General features: G+C 35.2%; 25 protein-coding genes. 18 read left to right on the forward strand and 7 right to left on the reverse strand.

Annotated elements, in window-relative coordinates:
* The first annotated feature begins 115 nt into the window (after nt 1-115).
* Complete coding sequence (locus tag Q0505_RS18570) at nt 116-2,308, forward strand: gliding motility protein RemB (protein ID WP_299216145.1); 2,193 nt, start codon at nt 116-118, stop codon at nt 2,306-2,308.
* A gap of 143 nt (nt 2,309-2,451) precedes the next feature.
* On the forward strand, nt 2,452-2,868 hold the full coding sequence (locus tag Q0505_RS18575) for a hypothetical protein (RefSeq protein ID WP_299216148.1): 417 nt from the start codon (nt 2,452-2,454) through the stop codon (nt 2,866-2,868).
* 5 nt (nt 2,869-2,873) lie between these two features.
* On the opposite strand, the gene Q0505_RS18580 is transcribed toward Q0505_RS18575, so the two are convergent.
* Nucleotides 2,874-3,299 (reverse strand): thioredoxin fold domain-containing protein, encoded by a 426-nt coding sequence (locus tag Q0505_RS18580; protein WP_299216151.1) that lies wholly within the window; start codon nt 3,297-3,299, stop codon nt 2,874-2,876.
* A gap of 41 nt (nt 3,300-3,340) precedes the next feature.
* Complete coding sequence (locus Q0505_RS18585; protein WP_299216154.1) at nt 3,341-4,231, reverse strand: MBL fold metallo-hydrolase; 891 nt, start codon at nt 4,229-4,231, stop codon at nt 3,341-3,343.
* Between the two features lie 158 nt (nt 4,232-4,389).
* On the opposite strand from Q0505_RS18585, the gene cyoE reads away from it, so the two are divergent.
* From cyoE to tsaB, 15 genes are all read left to right on the forward strand, one after another.
* Nucleotides 4,390-5,283, forward strand: coding sequence for a heme o synthase (gene cyoE, locus Q0505_RS18590; protein WP_366519447.1), 894 nt, complete (start codon nt 4,390-4,392; stop codon nt 5,281-5,283).
* Nucleotides 5,280-5,867 carry a cytochrome c oxidase subunit 3 gene (locus Q0505_RS18595; RefSeq protein ID WP_366519448.1) on the forward strand — a complete coding sequence of 196 codons (588 nt, stop codon included), beginning with the start codon at nt 5,280-5,282 and terminating at the stop codon, nt 5,865-5,867. The genes cyoE and Q0505_RS18595 overlap by 4 nt, the downstream gene beginning before the upstream one ends.
* A 157-nt stretch (nt 5,868-6,024) precedes the next feature.
* Complete coding sequence (locus Q0505_RS18600) at nt 6,025-7,005, forward strand: cytochrome c oxidase subunit 3 (protein WP_299216157.1); 981 nt, start codon at nt 6,025-6,027, stop codon at nt 7,003-7,005.
* Nucleotides 7,006-7,075: 70 nt separating this feature from the next.
* The gene (locus tag Q0505_RS18605) at nt 7,076-7,459 is read left to right on the forward strand and encodes a cytochrome C oxidase subunit IV family protein (RefSeq protein ID WP_299216160.1); all 384 of its coding nucleotides are present in this window, start codon (nt 7,076-7,078) and stop codon (nt 7,457-7,459) included.
* A 101-nt stretch (nt 7,460-7,560) separates the two neighbouring features.
* Complete coding sequence (locus Q0505_RS18610; RefSeq protein WP_299216163.1) at nt 7,561-8,247, forward strand: hypothetical protein; 687 nt, start codon at nt 7,561-7,563, stop codon at nt 8,245-8,247.
* Complete coding sequence (locus Q0505_RS18615; RefSeq protein WP_299216166.1) at nt 8,247-8,984, forward strand: SCO family protein; 738 nt, start codon at nt 8,247-8,249, stop codon at nt 8,982-8,984. The genes Q0505_RS18610 and Q0505_RS18615 overlap by 1 nt, the downstream gene beginning before the upstream one ends.
* 2 nt (nt 8,985-8,986) lie before the next feature.
* Entirely contained in the window at nt 8,987-9,535 is a 549-nt protein-coding gene (locus Q0505_RS18620) for a DUF420 domain-containing protein (protein ID WP_299216169.1), read from the forward strand.
* Nucleotides 9,536-9,540: 5 nt separating this feature from the next.
* Nucleotides 9,541-9,825, forward strand: coding sequence for a hypothetical protein (locus Q0505_RS18625; protein ID WP_299216172.1), 285 nt, complete (start codon nt 9,541-9,543; stop codon nt 9,823-9,825).
* Between the two features lie 176 nt (nt 9,826-10,001).
* On the forward strand, nt 10,002-10,703 hold the full coding sequence (locus tag Q0505_RS18630) for an ABC transporter ATP-binding protein (protein WP_299216175.1): 702 nt from the start codon (nt 10,002-10,004) through the stop codon (nt 10,701-10,703).
* Nucleotides 10,696-11,940 (forward strand): ABC transporter permease, encoded by a 1,245-nt coding sequence (locus Q0505_RS18635; protein ID WP_299216178.1) that lies wholly within the window; start codon nt 10,696-10,698, stop codon nt 11,938-11,940. The genes Q0505_RS18630 and Q0505_RS18635 overlap by 8 nt, the downstream gene beginning before the upstream one ends.
* 149 nt (nt 11,941-12,089) lie before the next feature.
* Nucleotides 12,090-13,349, forward strand: coding sequence for an ABC transporter permease (locus Q0505_RS18640; protein WP_299216181.1), 1,260 nt, complete (start codon nt 12,090-12,092; stop codon nt 13,347-13,349).
* Nucleotides 13,350-13,384: 35 nt separating this feature from the next.
* Nucleotides 13,385-14,551: an efflux RND transporter periplasmic adaptor subunit gene (locus tag Q0505_RS18645; protein ID WP_299216185.1), complete on the forward strand. Its 1,167-nt coding sequence runs from the start codon at nt 13,385-13,387 to the stop codon at nt 14,549-14,551.
* A 113-nt stretch (nt 14,552-14,664) separates the two neighbouring features.
* On the forward strand, nt 14,665-15,996 hold the full coding sequence (locus tag Q0505_RS18650) for a TolC family protein (protein WP_299216188.1): 1,332 nt from the start codon (nt 14,665-14,667) through the stop codon (nt 15,994-15,996).
* A 5-nt stretch (nt 15,997-16,001) separates the two neighbouring features.
* Nucleotides 16,002-17,291: an efflux RND transporter periplasmic adaptor subunit gene (locus Q0505_RS18655; RefSeq protein ID WP_299216191.1), complete on the forward strand. Its 1,290-nt coding sequence runs from the start codon at nt 16,002-16,004 to the stop codon at nt 17,289-17,291.
* 3 nt (nt 17,292-17,294) lie between these two features.
* Nucleotides 17,295-17,972: a tRNA (adenosine(37)-N6)-threonylcarbamoyltransferase complex dimerization subunit type 1 TsaB gene (tsaB, locus tag Q0505_RS18660; RefSeq protein WP_299216194.1), complete on the forward strand. Its 678-nt coding sequence runs from the start codon at nt 17,295-17,297 to the stop codon at nt 17,970-17,972.
* 194 nt (nt 17,973-18,166) lie between these two features.
* Here tsaB and Q0505_RS18665 read toward each other — a convergent pair whose 3' ends face one another.
* From Q0505_RS18665 to Q0505_RS18680, 4 genes are all read right to left on the reverse strand, one after another.
* On the reverse strand, nt 18,167-19,006 hold the full coding sequence (locus Q0505_RS18665; RefSeq protein WP_299216196.1) for a mechanosensitive ion channel domain-containing protein: 840 nt from the start codon (nt 19,004-19,006) through the stop codon (nt 18,167-18,169).
* 65 nt (nt 19,007-19,071) lie between these two features.
* Entirely contained in the window at nt 19,072-21,111 is a 2,040-nt protein-coding gene (locus Q0505_RS18670) for a thioredoxin domain-containing protein (RefSeq protein WP_299216199.1), read from the reverse strand.
* Nucleotides 21,112-21,256: 145 nt separating this feature from the next.
* Nucleotides 21,257-21,457: a dodecin family protein gene (locus Q0505_RS18675; RefSeq protein ID WP_299216202.1), complete on the reverse strand. Its 201-nt coding sequence runs from the start codon at nt 21,455-21,457 to the stop codon at nt 21,257-21,259.
* A gap of 103 nt (nt 21,458-21,560) precedes the next feature.
* A complete protein-coding gene (locus Q0505_RS18680; protein WP_299216205.1) occupies nt 21,561-22,463 on the reverse strand; it encodes a NifU family protein in 903 nt (300 codons plus the stop codon).
* A gap of 492 nt (nt 22,464-22,955) precedes the next feature.
* On the opposite strand from Q0505_RS18680, the gene Q0505_RS18685 reads away from it, so the two are divergent.
* Nucleotides 22,956-23,957 (forward strand): type IX secretion system membrane protein PorP/SprF, encoded by a 1,002-nt coding sequence (locus Q0505_RS18685; RefSeq protein ID WP_299216208.1) that lies wholly within the window; start codon nt 22,956-22,958, stop codon nt 23,955-23,957.
* Between the two features lie 71 nt (nt 23,958-24,028).
* Here Q0505_RS18685 and Q0505_RS18690 read toward each other — a convergent pair whose 3' ends face one another.
* The gene (locus Q0505_RS18690; RefSeq protein WP_299216211.1) at nt 24,029-24,895 is read right to left on the reverse strand and encodes an OmpA family protein; all 867 of its coding nucleotides are present in this window, start codon (nt 24,893-24,895) and stop codon (nt 24,029-24,031) included.
* Nucleotides 24,896-24,965 lie beyond the last annotated feature (70 nt).

A 24,965-nucleotide genomic window follows, 5' to 3' on the forward strand; every position in this document is an offset into this window, starting at 1 on the left:
TATACCAATTTAATTTTAAAATGTCGTGTCCAAGGCGTAGTTGTTTTTTATTCTAAAGACGCTACGATTTTATTGCATAGCCTTAGCTACGAAATATATGAGTAAGGAATTTAGAATGAAAAAGAACAAGCTGACATTGCGATATTTTATGATTAAATTGGTATTAATGCATAATACCTACTATATGCACAAATATGTTACCCTTCTTATCAGTATACTAGTGATAACGTCATTGCAGGCGCAAATCAATCCAACTCCTAGTGATTTTGAAAAATATCCGATATTTCCAGGATGTGAAACAACAATCATCGCAGAAATTCCCAATTGTTTCAATACAAAGCTTATTGAGTTTTTTATAGAAAAATTTGAAATGCCTTCAAGAGTAGATGAAGAGCAATATAAAGGGCAAATGGTAATATTTTTTGAAGTGAGCTCAGAGGGTCAATTTAAACTTCTAAATACAGAAGCTGTATATACAGCGCTTAAAGAGGAAGCACAAAAAGTATTTGATCAATTACCTAAAATACAGCCAGCCACCTACGGCGGAGAACCTGTCTTTATTCAGTTTTCTATGCCTGTAAAAATTCCGCTTTCGCGAAATAAAATAGACAACTTTATAGCTTCTCAAGAAAATACTACTACTAAAAACAACCCTCTCAAAGAGTATGCTGCCTCAAAAGAATTAGATGAAATAAAAAGCAAAGACTTTGATAGAAAAGTACAATATGAAAGCCAACTTAATATCCCTTTCTCTCACGAGGTATATGCACGTTTTGATAAAGCATTAAACCAAGTCGGTGTAAACACCCATACAGCCAGTCGTCCTTTCTTATACGATGTAGTAAATGGATATCATAATTTTGACTCTATAGTAAATACCTTACAACTGGATAAGAAAAGCTGGTTTGGGCGTAAATTCTTTAACGAACACATGATTCGTTTTCAAGGAGATAATTATTGGTTTACCATAAATCCTGGAGCAGATCTCGTACTAGGTGCAGAAACAGACGATCGTAAAGTAGAGAATCTTACCTATAATAATACCAGGAGTGTATTTATTCAAGGTGGGATTGGAAAGAAATTTAGTTTTTACACAGCCCTGTTTGAAAGTCAAGGTCGTTTTGCTCAATATTTTAATGACTATGCAAGATCCCTTCGTCCAGATGGTGGAAACCCAGCAGTGATTCCAGGAAGAGGTATCGCTTCTGAAGGTAGTGGAGGTGATTTTGACTATCCAGTCGCCGAAGGCTATGTGTCTTATACCCCAAATAAATATTTTAATTTTCAAGCGGGAACTGGGCAACAGTTTATAGGAGATGGATATCGCTCTTTGTTAGTAAGTGATGTGTCGGCAAATTATCCGTTTTTTAAAATTAATACGACGCTGTGGAGACTTAAATACACCAATACGTGGTTCTCATTAAAAGATGTAAGACCAGAAGTTACCGCCGATGGTGCTTTTACATCCAAATTTGCGGTAAATCATTACCTGAGTTATAATGTAAATAACAAGTTAAATATAGGTTTGTTTGAATCTGTTATTTCTGCAAGTAAAGATAACAACGGATTTGATGCGAGTTTATTAAACCCAATTATCTTTCTTAGAAATGTCGAATTTCAAAGAGGATCACGAGGCGGAAATGCCCTTATAGGATTGACAGGAAAATATAAGTTTACCAATACGATTAATGTATATGGACAACTTATACTTGATGAATTACGCCTCTCAGAATTAACAAGCGGTAATCAGAACTTTAGAAATAAACACGGAGTTCAGTTAGGGATAAAATATTACGATGCTTTTAAAGTGCCTAATCTTACACTACAAGCTGAGTTTAATCAAGTGCGACCGTATACATTCTCAAATAACGACCCTTTGCTTAGTTATACCAATACCAATCAACCGCTGGCACATCCTTATGGTGCCAACTTCAGAGAGTTTATAGCCATTGCTCGCTACCGTACAGATAGATGGTATGGTACCGCACGCATTATTTATGGACAGCGAGGTTTTGAAGGTGATATCAATGATGTATTCTTTGGAGGAAATAACCTTTTTGGAAGTGAAGACAACAGACCAAGTGATAATGGTATTGAGTTGTTGCAAGGAAACCGAGTTAACTCCTTGTATGCAGATTTAGAAGTAGGATATTTGATCAATCCCGTGACAAATCTGAAAGCATTTATAAATCCTATTTATAGAGACTTTAGCGCAGAGATGCAAACCGATGCTGTTTTTGATACAAGTACACTTTGGTTAAATATAGGGTTCCGCACCGATCTGTTTAATTGGTATTTTGATAACTAGATCTTCATTTTAATCTTTGTTTTTTGAGGGTGCGCTTTCGCGAAAGCGTACTATGTAAAATTACCTTTCTGAAAGATACTATTTCCAAGACGTGAAGCGTTATCATACTAAGCATACAACTACTTCAACTAAATTATCGAAAAATGTCATCAAGAATCACCTTTGTGGGGATGGTCGTTCTGTTGTTGCTATCTTCATCATGCCAAGAGTCGGGATGCTACAAGTCCCAACGGAATCAAATCTTAGGAAAAAACGAATACAATAGTAAGGTGTATCAGGAAGAGCTATATAGACTCATTGTAGAAAACCCTGATGTAGATTATTATTTTGAAATGCGAGAAGAGATTTTTGGGCAAAGTTATCTGGTGATTAATGCCTTCGGAGATGCTTTTTGCGGGAAGTTATGTCTGATGATTCCCGAAGAAGATGCGACGAGTAGTATATTGAAGGATTCGGCAGAGTATCAGGGAGCACAATTAATAGGATTGCGTTATAATAAACACAAAACCGACTATGGGTCGGCTTTGGTGTATGATTCTATAGAGTATATCGTGGATTAAAAATGTTAGGGAACAATTCTTCTTCCAAAGTTGATGAGAATGTGTGGTTTTTTGAAGCCTGTTGTTTTCGTTTTCTTTTTCCCGTTATAATCTGTGATAATAAGAGTTGGGTATGAAGAAACTCCATATCTGCGAGCTATTTTGATACCTTCTTTTGATTCGGCGTCAATAGATATATTGATAAAGTTTTTGTTATAATAGGCTCCTACCTTGGGATCTTTAAAGCTGGTGCGTTTCAATTTTTTACAAGGACCGCACCAAGTCGCATAAAAATCGATAAAAATATACTTATTTTCTTTTTTGGCTTTTATAAGGGCTTCTTCCCAGCTTCCTTTAAAAAAAGTAATTCCTTTTTTCTCATAAGAAGCATCATTATAACTGGATAGTGTACAAGCTAAAAAGAGGAGAAGAAACAAGTGTTTACTTTTCATAATGGGACTTTTTACAGATAGAAACCAAGGTAAGAAGTTTTTTAATGCTCCATTTCTTTTTCGGTCAGAATACTTTTATAGGCAGCGCGGCGTATTTTTGGTCCGGTAATAAAGCTGCTTTCTGCTTCTTTGTCAGAGTGATAGTCGGCTGTGAGTGATTCCATGGCGACAATTTCTTCTTCTGTCTTTCCTTTTTTAATGGCTTGAGACACGTTTTTATAAATACCCACTAGCATATCATGATATTTTTGATAATCTGCTTTTGTGGCAACGGGACCGTGTCCAGGAATTATCTTTGTACTATCGTTAATTAATAGTAACCCTTTTTTTGCTGCTTCTATATCTCCTTTTAGGCTGCCTCCACTATCAATATCTATGTAGGGAAATTTATGGCTTCCGTGAAAAAACGTATCTCCGGTATGTAAAACATTGCTTTGAATGAAGTAGACAAGCGCATCTCCATCGGTATGTGCGTTATGTACGTGTGTGATAAAAATATCGTTTCCATTCATGTAGAACGTAGCATCATCACTAAATGTAATGACTGGAAGTCCTGAATCGGCTGTGTTTTCATTAGAAGCAAGACGCTTGCGTACATTATCATGCGCAACAATCATAGCGCCAGCAGCTTCAAAATTTGTATTTCCTCCAGAGTGATCTCCGTGAAAATGCGTGTTGACCAAAAACTTGACAGGTTTGTCAGAGATGGGTTTTATGGCGGCGATAATTTTTTCGGTTAGCGGAGCAAATTGATCATCAATCATAAAAACACCATCGTCACCAACGGAGATTCCGATATTTCCTCCTACTCCTTGAAGCATATAAATTTGGTCAGAAACAGGTTCTACTTTGATTTCTACGCTATCAAAACGTCCTTGTGCACAACTTATATAAGATATTGCTAATAAGGCTATAAGGGTAATTTTTTTCATATAGATGGTATGTGTTAACTACTTTTGACTGTAAATTACAGAGAAAGCTTTCGCGAAAGCATAATTTTAACAAGCATTTATGATGGGTATATTGTTGTGTAAACGACAATCAGGGAGTATCTTTGCACAACTTTTAAAATAGCTAATCTTCTATTGATTTGAGCGACGTTGCATCACATATAATTGCTGTATCCCCTTGGCAAGATTTTAAGGAAATCACAAAAATGCGATTGTCAATTAGCGTTGTCTTTTCAAGTGTCGCTGGATACTTTCTTGGAACTTCAGAAATAGATTGGGCGATTGTAGTCATGCTAGCTGTAGGCGGTTATTTTATGGTAGGTGCTTCCAATGCGTATAATCAAGTATTAGAGCGTGATCTAGATGCACTGATGGATCGTACCAAAAATAGACCGGTAGCTTCAGGTCGTATGTCTGTGAAAACAGCGTTGGGGATCGCTATTTTATTTACAATATTAGGGCTAGTTACTTTGTTTTATATCAACCCTCAAACAGCGATGTTTGGAGGGATTTCTATATTTATGTATGTGTTGCTGTATACACCTCTTAAAACCAAAACACCACTATCGGTTTTTGTAGGTGCATTTCCAGGGGCTATTCCTTTTATGTTAGGATGGGTTGCTGCTACCAATGATTTTGGTATAGAGCCAGGCACGTTGTTTATGATTCAGTTTTTCTGGCAGTTTCCTCATTTTTGGGCCATCGGCTGGTTTCTGTTTGATGATTATAAAAAAGGAGGATTCTTTATGCTTCCTACAGGGAAAAGGGATAAAGGAACCGCTGTGCAAATAATTTTATACACGATATGGACGATCCTTATTTCCCTAGTACCTGCATTTGGAGTCACTGGAGGATTATTCTTATCGCCTATCGCAGCAATTATTGTGGGAGGTTTAGGATTGTTTATGTTGTATTGGGCAATAAAGTTGTATCAAAAAAGAGATGCAGCTACTGCAAAAAAATTAATGTTGTCTAGTGTGACATACATAACGCTGCTACAAATTGTATTTGTGGTAGATAAATTTTTAAGATGATGGATTACACAGCAGGAACGGAAAAACTTAAACAAGATCGCGCAAAAAAACAAATGCTTTGGTTTGGTCTTATTAGTCTATGTATGACATTTGCAGGACTTACAAGTGCATACATCGTAAGTATGGAGCGTAAAGACTGGCTGGACGATTATGAATTTCCACAGTCTCTTATCATATCTACAGTAATTATCCTTATAAGTAGTCTTACCATACAATTGGCAAAAAACGCAATTGTTCAGGACAAAAGACAAATGGGAACACTGATGCTACTGGTTACTCTAGTGCTCGGATTTGCGTTTGTAGGATTTCAATATCAGGGATTGTTTACGGAGTTAACGAGTCAAGGGTATTTTATGACTGGACCGTCAAGTAGTATTACGACAACATTTTTATTTTTGATTATTGCGGTTCATATTGCACACGTAATTGCAGGGATGATAGCGCTTATCACTATTGTTATAAATCATATACGAGGGAAGTATTCTAAAGAAGATCATCTAGGATTAACCTTAGGAGTTACTTTCTGGCACTTTTTAGATCTGTTGTGGATATTCTTATTTTTACTCTTATACTTTACAAAGTAATTTGTAAGTTTTTGAATGTTACTAATCAACTTATTAAAAAGAGAATAGTGTTTTTAGAAATAAAGGTAAATAAGGTCATTATAAAACCTAATTTTATCTTGAAATACGGATATAAAATACCTATTTTTGCAAACGATAAATTAACCAAAATGTCACTATGGACGCTACTGTAACAAATGCAACAAGCGAAGGTAAAACTTGGGGAGGTGGAAACAAACCTCTAAAAGCAAGCTATGGGAAGTTAATGATGTGGTTTTTCATTGTATCTGATGGATTATCTTTTTCAGGCTTTCTTGCTGCTTATGGTTTTTCTAGATTTAAATTTATAGATTCTTGGCCTATTGCAGATGAAGTATTTACTCACTTTCCTTTCCTACATGGTGTTAATGCACCTATGTATTATGTGGCATTTATGACATTTGTTCTGATTATGTCATCAGTGACTATGGTACTTGCTGTAGATGCTGGACATCACATGAAAAAGAATAAAGTAATCGTATATATGTTCCTTACTATTATTGGAGGAGCTGTATTTGTTGGTTCTCAAGCTTGGGAATGGGCTACGTTTATAAAAGGAGACTATGGAGCTGTAGAAACGAAAGGAGGTAAGATCTTACAATTCTTAGATACTGAGGGTAATAGAGTTGCACTTTCTGACTTTGCAATAGCAATACCAGATGTAAGAGTAGAACACGACCGTAATAATGGTGTCTGGTATTATGCAGAAGGACCGCTTCCTACATATTCAATAGAAGAAGTAAAAGCAGGATTTGCTGCAAACCCTAATCTTTTGATTCGCACACAATTACTTACTGAAAAAGGAGAGAAAACCGTACTTAATAGGGAAGAGTCTCTATTACGTTTAAATAGAGATGCAGTTGGAATTGTAGAAGGGGCAAACCTAAGACATAATGAATACGGAGCACCTCTCTTTGCAGATTTCTTCTTCTTCATTACAGGATTTCACGGTTTCCACGTATTCTCGGGAGTTTTGATTAATATTATTATTTTCTTTAATGTAGTGATCGGTACGTATGAACGTAGAGGTCATTATGAAATGGTAGAAAAAGTAGGATTGTATTGGCACTTTGTAGATTTAGTTTGGGTATTTGTATTTACCTTTTTCTACCTCGTATAATTTTATTCCCGCGAAGGCTGGGAATCTTAAGAAAATAATTTCAATAGCATAAGAACTATTTATATAAGTTATGGCACACGAACATAAATTAGAAATATTTAGAGGACTTTTAAAGTTTAAGTCCAACGTATCAAAAATCTGGGGAGTACTTATTGTGCTATCTATTGTTACTATAGTTGAGGTAGCTTTGGGTATAATTAAACCAGAATCTCTTACAGAAAACACATTTATAAAAATGAAACTCCTTAACTGGATTTTCATTATCCTTACTATATTTAAAGCATACTACATTACCTGGGATTTTATGCACATGCGTGATGAAGTAAAAGCTTTAAGACGTATGGTCGTTTGGACAGGAGTATTCTTGATTTTATATTTAGTATTCATCTTATTAACAGAAGGTGACTATATCTTTGATGTATATGATACAGGGTTCCAAAGTTGGGATTTTTAATAGCATTAAAAAGCGGTTTTTATAACCGCTTTTTTTAGCAATACACCTTATATTCATTTCTTAATATATGTAAGAATGTAGGTGTGACAAAAGAAAGTACTATGAAAAAGAAACTAGTGCTTATTGCACTTTTTGTTTTGCCCATCGTGGCCTATTTATTCTTTTCTTCAGGAATATATAACTTTGCAAAGCTTCCTATAGTAACAGAAAAAGTAGCCGATGTTACAACAGTTACCACACGAGAGATTAAAACGGATGGGTATTCTTCAAATACACCTTTAACACTAAAAGATCACGTATCCATAGTAGGATACTTGGGAGATAATCTTACTTCTAATAGAGGATATACTGCAAATCTTAATTTGATGATCTATAAGTATTTTGTTAAATACGAAGATTTTCAAATGATCCTTTTTGTATCGCCAGGCAGTGAGCAAGTTATTGCCGATTTAAAAATAGAATTAGGAAGAATTTTTGATGTTTCTAAGATTCGTTTTGTGCAAGCAACAAAAGAACAAGCAACAAAACATTTTGAAAGTTTAGGTACTACACTCAGTTTAGGACCTAACGGGAGTCATCCTAATGTATTTGTTATTGACAGAGCATTAGCCTTGCGATCAGGTCATGACGATAAAAAGCCAAATGGATTTGGATATGATATGACGCAAGCCGTAGAAATGGGCTATATTAAGGATGATATTAAAATATTACTAGCAGAATACAGACTAGCGCTTAAGAAAAACAATAACGCTAGTGATAAAATTGAACAACGTAGAGAAAAGAAATAATGCGCAAGAACACGTATATAGGAATTGCTTTTATTGTACTCATTTTCGGAATCATCTTTATTCCTAGAATCTTTGAAAGATATACAAATGATGATGTTGTAAGGGGTGGGCGTATGCATGCCGTAGGAGAAACAGAAGAAAAATCTAAAGACGAATTATTATATATTACAATTAATAAAGAAGAAAAAAGAGTCCCTTCTTTTGAGTTTGTAGATCAAAATAAAGACACTATTACTGATAAAACTTATAGAGGAAAGGTGTTTCTAGTGGAGTTTTTCTTTACGCGATGTACAGATATCTGTATTCCTATGAATCATAACTTGCAAGCCATTGCAAAAATGTTTGAAGACGAGCCTAATTTTGGAATTGCCTCTTTTTCTATAGACCCTGAACACGACACCCCAGATGTATTAAAAAAGTATGCTACAGACTATGGCGTAATAAACCCTAATTGGCATTTTATGACTGGTGATAGATCAGATATATTAAAACTGTCTAATGAAGGATTTTATCTTGCTACAAATACAGAAGACGATCTTGATAATGGATTATATCATTCTGGACTCTTTGCATTGATAGATCAAAATGGCTTTATACGTTCTCGTCCTGATAACACGGGTAATAACCCTAAACCTTATTACAGAGGATCTGTTCCTATGGATGCTACTGTACAAGAGGGAGAAGAAGCTCCAGAGATAGATATACTAATAGAAGATATTAAAAAATTACTTAAATAATAATGAGTGCAGATCTTTCAAATACAGAAAAGAAATACCAAAAATGGATCGTTGTATTGTCTGTTGTGATCCCACTAGCGGTAGCAGCTTTGTTTGGTGTAAAACTTAAAGATTATGGGTTTGATGTAGAGCCTCTTACTTTTTTACCACCGGTATATGCCACGATTAATGGATTAACCGCTATTGTATTAGTACTTGCTGTTCTTCAAATAAAAAAAGGAAATCGTAAGACTCATGAGCGCTTAATGAAATTTGCTATCCTGCTTTCGGTATTATTTTTAGTGATGTACGTAGCTTATCACATGACCTCAGACTCGACGTCTTATGGAGGAGAAGGCGCCACACGTTATTTGTATTTCTTTATTTTGATTACACATATTGTACTTTCTATTGTGATTATTCCATTGGTTCTTTTTACGTATGTAAGAGCACTCGCAGAGCGCTTTGATAAGCATAAAAAATTAGCAAAAATCACTTTTCCAATATGGCTCTATGTCGCTATTACGGGAGTTGTGGTGTATCTTATGATTTCACCCTATTATATACATTGAGTGAGATGGACATTAAAAAAATCTTAGTCGTCGTTTTTATGATTGTTTTTTCCGCTTTCGCGAAAGCGGAAAAAGTCATACCTACTCCTATGATGACTACGCAATGTGCTATGTGTCGTGCTGTGTTAGAATCTGAAGAAGATAATAGCACCGCAAAAGGAATCAATAACGGTATTAAATACCTCATGGTGATTCCATACATTCTCGTAGGAGGTGTCTTTTACTTTGTTTACAAATCAAGAAAAAAAGACAAGGAAAACGCATCTGAAGATTCTTTGACAGAACGCTAACTGTAACAAGCTTTTAAATCTGGAGTCTTTCCTGTGAGATATGATATAGCTAGTCATTATTGATGCTTTTTACTAAATATGTATCTAGGTATATCCTTTATAAAGCAAGGTATTAACACCAATTTCACACAATTTTAGCTTTTCATTACTAATATTGTATACTTAATGTGTAGACTATGATCCAAATTAAAGATTTGCATAAATCATATCAAATGGGGAGCAACTCGCTTCACGTCTTGAAAGGAATCGACTTTAACGTAAAAGAGGGAGAATTGGTCTCTATTATGGGATCGTCAGGATCAGGTAAATCTACATTGCTCAATATTCTAGGAATGTTAGACGAAGCAGATCAAGGATCTTATACATTAGATAATGTGCCCATCAAAAATCTTAATGAAAAAATTGCGGCACAATACCGAAACAAATTTCTTGGTTTTATTTTTCAATCTTTCAACCTTATAAATTATAAAAACGCTTTAGACAATGTATCTATGCCATTGTACTATCAAGGGATGAAACGGGCTGAGCGCACAGATAAAGCTATGCATTATCTTGAGAAAGTAGGATTAGCACAATGGGCTACGCATTTACCTAGTGAGATGTCTGGAGGGCAAAAACAGCGTGTTGCGATAGCTCGTGCACTAGCAAGTGATCCAAAAGTCCTGCTTGCAGATGAGCCAACAGGCGCTTTAGACACTACGACTTCTTATGAAGTTATGGAGCTTATACAAGGGATTAATGATGAAGGAAAAACAATTCTTGTTGTGACTCACGAGCCAGATATCGCCGAGATGACCAAACGGATTGTAAATCTTAAAGATGGACGAATTATAGATGATCGCCTTGTTAACCAAATACTAGCTAAATCTCATGTTTGATATAGAACGTTGGCAAGAAATATTCGAAACTATCGGAAAAAATAAGCTCCGTACTTTCTTGACGGGACTTTCTGTTGCCTCTGGTATTTTTATACTAGTGATTTTATTAGGATTCAGTACCGGTATTCAAAAAGGAGTTAAAACACAATTTTCTCAAGACGCCGAAAGTAAAGTTAATGTCTGGACAGGTGTTACTACAAAAGGGTACGCAGGTCTTAATCCTGGTCGCCGTATCCAAATGCATAATAGTGATTTAGAAAATGTAAATCAAAAGTTTGGCGAAGCTATACAAGATCAAACGGGACTCTATAACATCTGGGGAGGTCAGGTAAACTATGGTAACGAATCGGGTACTTACAGAATAGAGGGTGCCAACTACGGACAGCAGTTTATTGAAAATGCAGGTCTCTCTGCTGGAAGATTCTTAACTCAGAAAGATGAAGACGAGGGTATTAAAATTGCGGTCATAGGTCAAAAAGTAAAAAATGATCTTTTTAAACAGTCCGAAGCTGTAGGAGAAACCATAAAAATTATGGGAATCAACTTTCTTGTAGCAGGTGTTTTTACAGACCCAGGTGGTGAGCGTGAAGAATCACGCATATTCATACCACTTAGTACAGCGCAACGCGTTTTTAACGCAGGTGACAAAATACGCTCTATGGCATTCACTATAAAAATGTCTGAAAATTTTGATGAGGCAGTCGCTCTATCTGCAGCAGTGAGTCAAGGGATAGAGGATGAGATTAAATCTCGATATCAAATCGCGCCAGATGATCGAAGCGCTGTGCGTGTACGATACAATCTTGAAGAAGCGAAGAAAATTTATAGCCTTATCGATACCATCAGAATGGTGTTTTGGTTTATAGGTATCGGAACTATTATCGCAGGTGTGGTGGGTGTAAGTAATATTATGCTCATTATTGTAAAAGAGCGTACCAAAGAAATTGGTATTAGAAAAGCTCTGGGTGCGTTACCTGGTTCCATTATAGGAATGATTTTACAAGAATCTATATTTATCACAGCCATTGCAGGCTTTTTAGGTTTGTTTTTAGGTGTGGGTTTACTAGAAGTTGTGGGTCCAGAAATAGATAGCGATTTTATAAAGTTTCCGCAGGTAGATTTTGTAACGGCTATTTCGACGGTCATTATTTTGATTATTGCAGGTGCATTTGCAGGGTATATACCAGCAAGACGAGCAGCAAATATTAGACCTATTGAAGCATTGAGAGATGAGTAGGTTTAGAAGGAATAGCATAAGAAGTTTGAAGGATAATGTGATGTTTTCTGAATGGTACGCTTTCGCGAAAGCGTATAAAAATAAATGCAAATCCTAAAGGATCTCTCCTAAAAAAATAGCAATAAAAAATTAATTAATAACCAAGTCAAATGTTTAATAAAGAACGATGGAATGAAATACTAGAGGCGCTCAATGCAAATCGCTTTCGTACGTTTTTGACGGCTTTTGGTGTGTTTTGGGGGATCTTAATTCTGGTGCTTCTATTAGCACTCACCAATGGACTGAAAAATGGGGTTTCTGCAGATTTTGGAGACTTTGCCACAAACTCTATGTTTATGTGGTCCCAAGGAACTTCTATGTCGTATAAAGGGTTGCCAAAAGGACGGTACTTTAACTTCAAACTAGAAGATGTAGATGTGCTGAGAGAAAAATACCCACAGCTTAAATATATCTCTCCTAGAAATCAATTGGGTGGTTACAATGGAGCAAATAATGTTACGCGAAACGAAAAAACAGGAGCTTTTAGCATCTATGGTGATTATCCAGAATTTATAAAGCAACAACCTCAAGATATTACTTCAGGACGTTATATATCCTATTCAGATATTGAAGAAAAGCGTAAAATATGTGTAATAGGAGAAGATGTAGTAAAGGGCTTATATGATAAAGGCGAAGAAGCTCTCAATACCTATATCAAAGTAAACGGAGTCAACTTTTTAGTCGTAGGAACTTTTAAAAATCCAAAAAGTAGCGGTGACGCAGAGGAAGGAGCAAATACTATTTTTGTTCCGTTTACAACATTTTCTCAAGCATTTAACCGAGGAGATAATGTGGGGTGGATGGCAATTACTGCAGAAAACGGAACCAAAATAACAGACATCAAGCAAGAAGTGTTTGCCACAATGCGAGAGCAACGCTCTGTACATCCAGATGATAAACGTGCTATAGGTCATTTTGATCTGGCAGAAGAGTTTGGTCGGGTTATGGGGCTTTTTTCTATTTTGTCATTTGTAGGCTATTTTGTAGGTGCATTAGTCTTAATGTCTGGAGCCATAGGCATCAGTAATATTATGCTCATTGTTGTAAAAGAGCGTACGAAAGAAATAGGAGTTCGCCGTGCACTTGGTGCAACACCTTGGGAAATAAAATCACAAATTCTACAAGAATCTCTCGTTCTTACGATCGTATCTGGGATGGCAGGTATTGCTGTGGCTGCTGGTGTTATTTGGATCATGAATACCATTTTAGATCAAGTAGGGAAGGTGGATAATTTTGCAAATCCATCGGTAAATATTAATGTCATTTTTATAGCCCTTGCCATTCTTATTGTATCTGGATTACTCGCAGGACTCATCCCTGCCAGTCGTGCCACACAAATGAAACCTGTGGATGCACTTAGAATAGATTAAACATAAAAAACAATCAATCAACTCATAAAAATAGAATGAAACGTACAGGAACTATTATTACACTTCTTATTATTGCCATCGCATTTATAGTAGGTATATGGTACATTTATACAAAAGACAAACAAGATCCAGTAGTCTATCAGACAGAACAAGCTACAAAACGTACTATTGTAAAGAAAACAGTAGCCACAGGAAGTATTGTTCCTAAAGAGGAGGTACTCATCAAGCCTAACATTTCTGGAATTATTAAAGAAATTTATGTCGAAGCTGGAGATAATATCAAAGCAGGAGATCTTATTGCACAAATAGAAGTAATTCCTAATGTGTCTTCTCTGACCAATGCAAAAAATAATATTGCCGGTGCTCGCACAGCAGTAGAAACCGCAAAGTTGGCATTTCAAAATCAGAAAAGTATTTATGATCGTCAGAAGGCACTTTTTGAAAAAGGTGTCATTTCAGCAAATGACTTTGATGGAATTAAAAATTCTTATGATCAAGCTGAGCAACGCGTAAAGCAAGAACAAGTAAACTTAACAAGTGCTTCTCAAAATTATGACATTATCAGAACAGGAACTACAAGTGGTTTGGGTAATGCAGCCACCACTCAAGTGCGCTCTACTGTGACGGGAATGATTCTGGATGTTCCTGTAAAAACTGGAAATCAGGTAATAGAGGCAAATAACTTTAACGATGGAACCACCGTTGCTACGCTAGCAGACGTAGAAAAAATGATTTTTGAAGGAAAAGTAGATGAAAGCGAAGTAGGAAAAATAAAAGAAAATTTACCTTTAGAAATTACTGTAGGAGCTATTGAAAATAAAGTTTTTGACGCCACCCTAGATTATATCGCTCCTAAGGGAGTTGCTGAAAATGGGGCTATTCAGTTTGAGATTAAAGGGACACTTGCAAAGAAAGAAGACACTATCTTTATACGTGCTGGATTGAGTGCAAACGCCAGTATTATTCTAGAAAAAGCAGAAGATGTGCTTGCTATAAAAGAGGCGCTTGTGCAGTACGATCCAACTACAAAAAAACCTTTTGTAGAGGTAGCCATAGGTGATCAAGAGTTTGAACGTAGAGATATTGAAGTAGGGGTAAGCGATGGAATTTATGTCGAGATTAAAAGCGGAGTCACCGCAGAGGATAAGATCAAGGTCTGGAATCAGATCAAAGCTCCAGTTGGTTTTGGAGGAAGGGGTTAAATCCTACCATAAATTCAGTGTGAGTACGCTTTCGCGAAAGCGTATAAAAATAAATTAACATTTTTTGTAACATAAACAAGTTTCAATAGTCATATTGGACATCAATCGATATTATGAGAAAATTAATCATCATAAGTTTTAGTCTTCTGTTTTCTGTAGCAGGATTTGCACAAAATAAAAAATGGACATTGCAAGAGTGTGTACAATACGCTTTAGATAATAACATTACTATTCAGCAAGCTGAAATCTCATTATTAAATTCAGCAATTGATAAATCTGATGCACAAGGTGCTTTTATGCCAAGTATTAATGGAAGAGCTAGTGTCTCTGAAAATACTGGTTTAAGTTTTAACCCAGTAACAAATTTACCGCAAACAGTAACGACTTTAAATGCAACAGGTGGTTTAAATTTAGGATATACGTTGTTTGATGGACTTAGAAATATACGTCAATTACAAAGAGCCGATTTAATAAAAGTAGCTGCTGAGTTTAATCTTTCTAAAGCCAAAGATGACATCGCCTTATTTGTTGCAAATGCTTTTCTCGACATTATCTTAAATAAAGAGAATTTAAAGACCATTCAAGCTCAAAATCAAATTACTATAGAGCAGATAAATCGTACACAGGAGCTTGTTGATGGAGGAGTTCTGCCAGAGGGGGATTTATTAGAAATTAGAGCAACAGCTGCTTCTGAAAGACAACGTATTGTGGCAGCTGAAAATGCAGTAATTCTTTCTAAAATTAATTTAGCACAATTGCTTGCTGTAGAGAACTATCAAGATTTTGATGTTATAGAAGGCGATTATTCAATTTTTGGAGAACAGATTACAGACGCTCCTGTAGATTCAGTAATTGAAAGTGCTAAAGAGAATCGTTATGAAATCAAAATAGCAGAGCAAAATCTCGAAATAGCAAAAAAAGATTTACAGATAAGCAAAGGGGCTAGATATCCTACACTTTCAGCTTTCTTTGGTTATGATACAAGATTTACTACAAATGATTTTATTGATATTCCTTTTAAAACGCAGATTTATACCAATGATGGTATTAATTATGGATTAAGTCTTAATGTTCCTATCATCAATGGTTTCGGAACACGTAATGCTATAAGACGTAGTAAATTGAATATTGAGAATAATGAGATCGCAGTAAAACAAGCAAAACTAGATCTAGAATCTACAGTATATCAATCATATACAGCGGTAAAGGCAGCTAAGGAAAGCTATGAGGCTGCTAAAGTAGCTTTAGAATCTCAAGAGCTTGCTTATGAGTATGCAAAACTTAGATATGATGTAGGGCGCACCAATGCCTTTGATTTTAGTCAATCTAAATTGCGTTACGATAATGCGCAAATTGAATTAACACGATCAAAATACGATTATATATTCCGTATTAAAGTACTGGAACTCTATTTTGGAGTCCCAGCGACAGAACTTAAATTCTAACCAAAATGAGTAGAAAAACATTATTTATCCTTCTAGGAGTAGCCCTCGTTGTTATTTTAGGATTGATAGGCCTTAAACGATCAGGTGTCATAAAAGGAGGTAATAAAGGAAAGTTAGTTGACGTAGAATTAGTAGAACGTGCTACGATAGTAGAGACTGTAGCCGCTACAGGAAAAATACAACCAGAAATAGAAGTGAGTATATCTTCAGAAGTATCTGGAGAGATTATAGCACTTCCTATTACAGAAGGTCAAGACGTTAAGAAAGGTGACCTTCTAGTACGTATCAATCCAGATTTAGTACAAGGAGCACTTAATCAAGTACAAGCAGCTTTACAAAATTCGCGCTCAGGTCTTGCACAAGCTGAGGCAAATCTAAAAGTAGCTAAGCTCAACTATGACCGTAATAAACCGTTATTTGACAAAGGAGTGATTTCAAGATCAGATTTTGAAAGAGCTCAGTCTGATTATGAAGTAGCACAAGCTAGTAAGCAAAGTGCTTATTATAATGTGCAAAGTGTAGCTGCACAAGTAAAGCAAGCAAGAGACAATTTAGGACGTACATCTATATTTGCTCCCATGGATGGTACCATATCAAAACTTAGTGTAGAACTAGGAGAGCGTGTTGTAGGAACTGCACAAATGGCAGGCACCGAGATTGTAAGAGTTGCAAATCTTACCAATATGGAAGTGGAGGTAGATGTAAATGAAAACGATATTGTAAAAATAGCGGTAGGAGATTCTACAATTGTTGAAGTAGACGCCTATTTAAAGAAAGAATTTAAAGGAATCGTTACAGAAATAGCTAACTCAGCAGAAGCAACGCTAACAGCAGATCAGGTGACAAACTTTAAAGTAAAAGTTCGTATTCTTGAAACATCATATAAAGATCTTCTTGAAGGCAAATCAAAGACATACTCGCCATTTAGACCAGGAATGACAGCTACAGTAGATATCATTACAAAGAGAGTAGAAAATAGTATTGCTATTCCTATAAGTGCTATCGTCATAAAAACAGATACAAGCGCGACAAAAAGAGGAAAACCCGAGAAAGATAGTAAAGGGGATGATATAAAGTTTGAATGTGTTTTTGTAAAGGATGGAGATAAAGCAAAGCTTAAAGTAGTGACAACAGGAATTCAAGATGATTCTAAAATTCAAATCTTAACTGGGCTAAGTGAAAACGATGAGATTATTACAGGACCTTATAATCTTGTTACAAAAACACTCAAGACAGGAGATGTAGTAGAAATTAAGAAAGACGAAGATGATTCTGAAAACGAAATAGATAATTAAAGCATGTCTAATATATTATGTATAGAAACAGCCACCACAAATTGTTCGGTGGCTTTATCTATTTATGGAAAGCAAGTTATATTAAAAGAAGATAATAGCGCACAGTATTCTCATGCAGAACGTTTACACCCTTACATAGAAGCAGTGCTTACGCTTGCCAAAATGAATAAAAAAGAGCTCACGGCTATTGCAGTAAGTAAGGGGCCTGGAAGTTATACAGGTTTACGAATAGGTGTCTCTGCTGCAAAAGGACTATGCTATGCATTAGGAATCCCACTTATCTCTATCGCTACATTAAAGGCATTATCCCATCAAGTTAAATGTGATAAAGGTTCGTATATTATACCTATGTTAGATGCCCGTAGAATGGAAGTGTATAGCGCTATTTTTGATGCAGATTACAATCAAATCAGAGCTACAGAGGCTCAAATTCTTGAAGAAAATTCTTTTGAAGAATATCTTGAAAAAGGAAACGTATATTTTATAGGAAACGGAGTCTCAAAGTTTGAGACAGTCTGTAAACATCCTAATGCGATATTTGTAAAAGACGCTTTGCCATCAGCGACAGAAATGTGTCAACTTGCAGAGGCTAAACATAAAATAGGAGATCATGAAGATGTTGCCTATTTTGAACCCTATTATCTTAAAGATTTTATTGCAGGAAAGCCTACATCTAAATAATGATTAAAAAAGGTTTTGTCACGGTATTGCTCACTTGGAAAAAGCTCCTATGTTATTAGATAACATAGGAGCTTTTAATTGAAACCTTTGAAATTTTACTGCTTCTATTTCCTCAAATACAATTTCTAAGAGGTATGCTTTTTTTATCGCTTTCGCGAAAGCGTATACAACCCCTTATATGACGTTTATAAAAATTATTTAGGATCTGTATTGTAAATATGTACATCACGCTGTGGAAATGGTATTGAAATCCCAGCAGCTTCAACTCTGCGTTTACCCTCTTCTAGAATAAGCCAGCGTAATGCCCAAAAGTTTTCATTAGCCGTCCAATATCTAAGAGATAGATTTACACTACTATCACCTAGTTCTGCAAGAACGATCATAGGAATTTTATCTTCTTCTTTGATAACAGTCTCCTGTTCATTTACGAGGTCAAGCAGGATTTGTTTGGCAAGTTGAATGTCATCACCATAAGAGATTCCCCAAGTGATGTTCTCACGTCGTATCCCTTCTATAGTAAAGTTTACGATAGTTTCATTTGATAATTTTCCATTAGGAATTACCGCAAGTTGATTTCCAAAAGTAGTAAGCTTTGTCGTAAAAATTGAAATTTCTTTTACAGTTCCTTCTTGTCCTTGGGCTTTAATAAAATCACCCACTCTAAAAGGTTTTAAAAGAAGAATAAGAACACCTCCAGCAAAATTAGCAAGTGATCCTTGAAGCGCAAGACCTATAGCAAGACCAGCGGCTCCAATAATAGCGACTAGTGAAGTCGTCTGAACTCCTAATTGTGTAATAATTAGAACAAAAAGAATAATCTTAAGCGACCAATTAATTAGATCTGAAGAAAACTTTTCCAACGTTGGATCGTATTCTTTTTTTAGAAAAAATTTATGCAACACGCGTTTTATTATTTTTATAACCCAAAGTCCAATAATTGCAATAATAAGAGCACTTATGAGCTTAGGAGCAAAATCCCATACCCATTTGATAGCTTCTGTAATATATTGTTGGTATTGATCTGTGTCTTTCATTTTCATTTTTTTTGCAAAACTATTAAGAACTTATGTGACTACCTATTTTTATATCGAAACTTCTATTAAAACTCGATGAGTTGAAGCGCTTCTTCTATAGTTCTAACAGGGAGTTTACACGCGTTATTCACGCAAACATATATAAGTGTCTCGTTTTTGAGATAACGTCCTTCAAAGATCTCTTGTGTGCTTTTTGATGTGCTTGCAGCAATTAACTTATTAGGAATATACTGTGTGTTTAATTCTGTAAGAACTTCTTTGGCATTTTGTCCTACAATCACAATCTCATAATAAGGTTGGGTATAGTTGAGGTATAGGTCTAACCAATTACTAAAGGCTGTTGGTGACCTGTCTATTTCTGGTTGCATATTATTAAGCATCGTTGCTGCCGTTTGCGTATAAGATTTGTCCAGATAATAGTGTGAGAGTGTAAAGATGTTTTTTGCCATCATAGAGTTAGATGCAGGAATTACTTTATCTATGTATGCTATATTACGACTTATTAAATCAGTATCTTCATCAGAGGTAAAAAAGAACATACTATTTGTTTTGTCCTGAAAATGTGCAAAGGTGTAGTCTGTCAATTGTTTTGCTCGCTCTAACCAAGTTGGGTCTGCTGTTACTTCAAATAATGCAATAAAGGCATCTATCGTACTTGCGTAGTCTTCAAGATATCCGTTTATAGTGCTTTTTCCATTTTTATAATTTCTGTTAAGACCTCCATCTTTACGGACCATACGATCAACAATGAAAGTGGCATTTTTAAGGGCCGCATCTAGAAATTTCTGTTCGTTAAACACACGATAGGCATCTACGTAGCCTTTGGTCATAAGGCCATTCCAACTGGTAAGAATTTTATCATCAAGGCGTGGTTTTTCTTTATTGCTTTCGCGAAAGCGTAACAAAACTTCTTTCCACTGTGTTTTTTTCTCTTTAAAATCAGCCAATTCGATTCCTTGTTCTTCTATAAAATCTACATCTGAATCACGCCGAATAAGCACATAATTGTCTTCTTCCCATTTACCAAAGTCATTAATATTGTAATAAGCTGCAAATAGATCAAAGTCTTCTTTTAGAACACTTTTTAACGTAGCTTCGGTCCATACATAGTATGCACCTTCTTCAAGTTCTCCTTCAGGTGTAAGGCTGTCTGCATCTAACGCACTATAAAAGCCACCTTCCTCCGTCGTCATTTCACGAGCCATGTAATCTAACGTCTCATATACAGTCTCTTTATAGAGTTCTTTTTTAGTAAGAAGATAGGCATCGCTGTAAAGACTTACGAGTTGTGCATTATCATAGAGCATTTTTTCAAAATGGGGAATATGCCATTTTTTATCTGTACTATATCTTGAAAACCCACCCCCTATATGATCATTTATACCACCATACGCCATTTTTTCTAATGTCGTATTCACATAATTCAAGAGGATTGAATCTTGCGTTTGATAGCCGTAACGCAATAAAAATTGATAGTTGTTAGGCATCATAAATTTTGGAGCCCTATCAATACCTCCATTTTGCGTATCCCAATATGTTGACCAAGTGGCTAATGATGATACGATGAGCTCTTCTTCAAACTGAGGCTTATTTGGATTTGGGGTAACAATGTCTTTTGTTTTTATCCCAGAGGCTAGCTTGTCTGCAAATTCTACTAAAGCATTAGGAGTTTCCTTAAATGTAGTAGATACTTGTTGTAGGGCATTGATCCAATCTTCTTTTGGAAAATAAGTACCTCCCCATATAGGTCTTCCATCAGGAAGTGCAATAACATTGAGAGGCCATCCGCCCGCTCCGCCTGTCATAAGTTCAACAGCGGTCATATATACATTGTCAACATCTGGGCGTTCTTCACGATCTACTTTTATATTGATAAAATGATCATTCATAAAATTAGCAACAAGGGTGTCTTCAAAACTCTCATGCTCCATCACGTGACACCAGTGACAAGAAGAATATCCTATACTTACTAGAATGAGTTTATTTTCCTTTTTGGCAAGCGCTAAGGTCTCTTTGTTCCATGGTTTCCAATCTACAGGATTATGTGCGTGCTGAAGTAAATACGGACTCGTCTCGTGTATGAGATCGTTAGTGTATGTATGCATTTCAGATTCCTTCTGGTTTTTACAGCTCCACAGTAGTACTAGGGTGAGAAATAATAAAAATTGTCTGTATGTAATCATAGGGGTAAAAATACGAACAAAAAAAATCCTATCACAGGATAGGATTTTAATATGATAATGAGATATTTTACTTTATTTCAAACGTAATTTTAAGGTTGACGCGGTATTCTGTCACCTTTTCTCCTTCTACTACAGCACTTTGCTCAGCGACATAAACCGATTTAATATTCTTTACGGTTTTTGATGCTTGTGATACTGCATTTTGTGTTGCGTCTTCCCAGCTAGTTTTAGAACTAGATAGTACTTCTATTACTTTCATTACTGCCATAATAATTCTTTTTAAATTAAAAATTTTGTTGAAACAGTAAGTTACAAATAATCAATAAGCTATATATAGAATCACTTGTTTTTTATAGATAGATGTTTTTATCTTATCCATTGATTGCTTCAACGGCATTTATGTGACCAGGTAACATTTGTTTAAGCATATTTTCAATTCCGTTTTTAAGCGTAAATGTAGAAGAAGGGCATCCACTACAAGCACCTTGTAGGATCACAGATACATTTTTTGTTTTTTCATCGTAGTTTTTAAATACGATATTCCCACCATCACTAGCAACAGCAGGTTTTACATATTCTTCTATGATGTTGACGATCTCTTTTGAAATATCGTCAAGATTTTCAAAAGTAGCTTCTGCAATGCTTTCTAATTGTTGAGGTGTTTTGAGTTGTTCGGCAGTAACGACTTCTTTCCCATCTTGGATAAAGTTTCTTATAAACTCTCGAGTTTCAGTCACTATTTCATCCCAATTTGCCATGTCGTATTTTTGGACACTTACATAGTTTTCATCTATAAAAACTTCTTTTACAAATGGAAAGTGAAAAAGTTCTTTAGCAAGAGGAGCATGTGCTGTATCATCTATTGTTTTAAATTCAAAAGGTGATGTAACTAGCTTCTTGTTGGCTACAAATTTTAAAGTAGAAGGATTTGGAGTGCTCTCTGCATATACAGTGACAGGGATTTTTTTTGCGGCAATATCTTCAATGATAATAACTCCGTTGTCATTGAGAAAGTCTTCTATTTGCTTCGAAACCTCATTTTGGATATCAATCCACTCTACAATATTATACTTTTCTATCGCTACAAAATTTTGAGCGATGTAGACCGTTTTTACAAAAGGAAGGTAAAATAGTTGTTGAGCCAATGGCGAATTCGTAGCATCATCTATATTATGAAACTCATAACTATTATGGTTAACCAAAAATTGGTTTGCTTGAAATTTTTTTATTGCAGGGTTTGAAGTTCCTTCAACAGTAATACTATATGTAGACATACAATAATTTTTATACAAAGGTAGGTATTATGCCTATTTATTACACCATCCAATCAAATCATAAATGCAGTATAGAGATATTTTATAATAGAGAATATTAATGTTAAAAAAGCACTTGATGATTCAATAAATAAATAAAATTGCCGTTATGCAAGGCATAAAGGGTTAATATATGTAGTAAATACTTATATTTACGCCCCTTTGAAAACTACATTTTCATGAAAAGAATCCTACTTTTCTTATCATTAAGAAAGAATCCATATCTCACATCTATTGATGATGCGCGTTCTTTTGTGAGTGATTCTAGGATGCATGAATTTTTATACGTAATTTTCAATTGCATAATGCTTGTTAAATCCCAACGCTTTAATACAAAAATTTATATATTTGAATGTTACAGTACTTCACGTACGTCTCTTATTGCTGTAAATACCTTACCATTTACACATAATAAGTCGATACTTAGGCCTGTGTTACAAAAAAAGTAGTCCCATGAATTTAAAAAAATACTATATTATATTGGCATTATTTTGCTCGCAATTTGTTGTTGCTCAGGAAGGTTTGCCTGTATTTTTAGATTATCTTCAAGATAATCTTTATCTACTTCACCCATCTATGGCGGGTGCTTCAAAAACAGCAAAGCTTAGAGGGACAGTTCGTGGTCAATGGGCAGGTGTTGAAGATTCGCCAGCATTACAAACAGTAAGTTTGAACGGAAAAATAGGTGAAAAAGTAGGAGTAGGCGGTATTTTATTCAATGATAGAAATGGATTTTTCTCTCAACAAGGAGTATATGCAACGTTTTCATACCATTTATTGCTTTCGCGAAATTATGTAGATCTTAATCAACTCTCGTTTGGATTGAGCGTAGGAGTTATACAAGGAAAATTAGATGAAACTAATTTTGACCTTACAGATTTTGATCCAGTTATTGCAGGTATAGAGCAATCAGATTCATATTTAAATGTAGATTTTGGAATGTCTTATAATTTTTTAGACTTCTTTGCTCATTTTACAGTAAAAAATGTACTCCCTGCAAATAGAGATATTTTTACAGAAGCATTTGAACCAAACAATCAACGTAGGTATATAGTATCTACGGGATATGTGATTTCTCCTAATTTTTCTGAATGGAGTTTTGAACCTTCTATATTATTTCAAGCGACCGAACGTACTGGAGAAGCAAATATTGATCTTAATGCAAAAGCATACTATAAAATGGATTGGGGAAGATTATGGGGAGGTCTTTCATATAGAAGAAGCCTTGATGGTGCAGAATTTACACCTAATGGTGAAACTGTAGATATTCAAAAGACACAATTTATCAGCCCATTCGTAGGAGGATCTTATGATAGATTCTTATTTGGATATACCTATTCTAATCAAACAAATTCTGTAACATTAACAAACGGAGGATTTCATCAGTTAACGCTAGGATATAATCTAGGAGAAAATAAAGATCCGTATGATTGTAATTGCCCAGCAGTGAACTAATAAAAATAAACAATAAATAAGCCCGTTTGTTGTACAACAAACGGGCTTATTTATTTACTGATGTAGCTAGTTTATTCTTTTGAAGCCATAAGCGCTAAGAACTTATCAAGATTTGGTAAAATGATAATACGTGTTCTTCGGTTTATAGATCTATTCTCTTTACTATCATTAGCCACTAGAGGCATGTAACTACTTCTTCCTGCAGCAATCAATTTTGAAGGATCTACTTGATAGCTATCTTGTAACTCTCTAATAATAGCTGTAGCACGTTCTACACTAAGTTCCCAGTTGTCTTTAACATAAGCGCCTGGTTTTATTGTTTGATCATCTGTATGTCCTTCTACCATTACCTCTATAGCAGGTTCAGAATTTACAACGTCTGCAATTCTTTTTAGTAATGCACTAGCTTCTTTATTCACTTTATAACTTCCTGACTTGAATAACAATTTATCAGAAATAGAAATCATCACAACGGTTTCATTTATATCTATAGAGATATCATCATTATCTGAGTTTTCTATCACATCACGATCAAGATTACGCTTTAAATTGTAAGAGACCGCTAAGTTCATAGAGTCTTCAAGTGTTCTAGCTTTTGCAAGTTCAGCTTGATTTACATTTTTTAATGTCGCTGCCATCTGCTTTTTAACATCATTCGATATGACAGCACCATTACTCGTTCTATCTAATTTTTGATCGTTAGAAACGATGAGTTGGTCATTTATATCTTTTAAGGAATTAATTTTAGAGTTATACTCAGTAACTCGTGCTTGAATGGCTCCGTACTTATTTTCTAATTCTTCTTTTTCTACTTGTGTTTTAGTGAGTGTGACTTTGGTAGTATCATACTCTGATTGTAGCTCTACATACTTCTTTTTAGAGACGCAAGAAACAAGGAGTAGAGATGTCATTGTAATAATTACAAACGATTTTTTCATTTTAATTTGGTTTTTAATTATTTTACTACGTACAAAAAGTAGCAGTTTGTTTAAATATATGGTATATACG

The sequence above is a fragment of the uncultured Dokdonia sp. genome (assembly GCF_937910895.1).
Classification (GTDB): domain Bacteria; phylum Bacteroidota; class Bacteroidia; order Flavobacteriales; family Flavobacteriaceae; genus Dokdonia.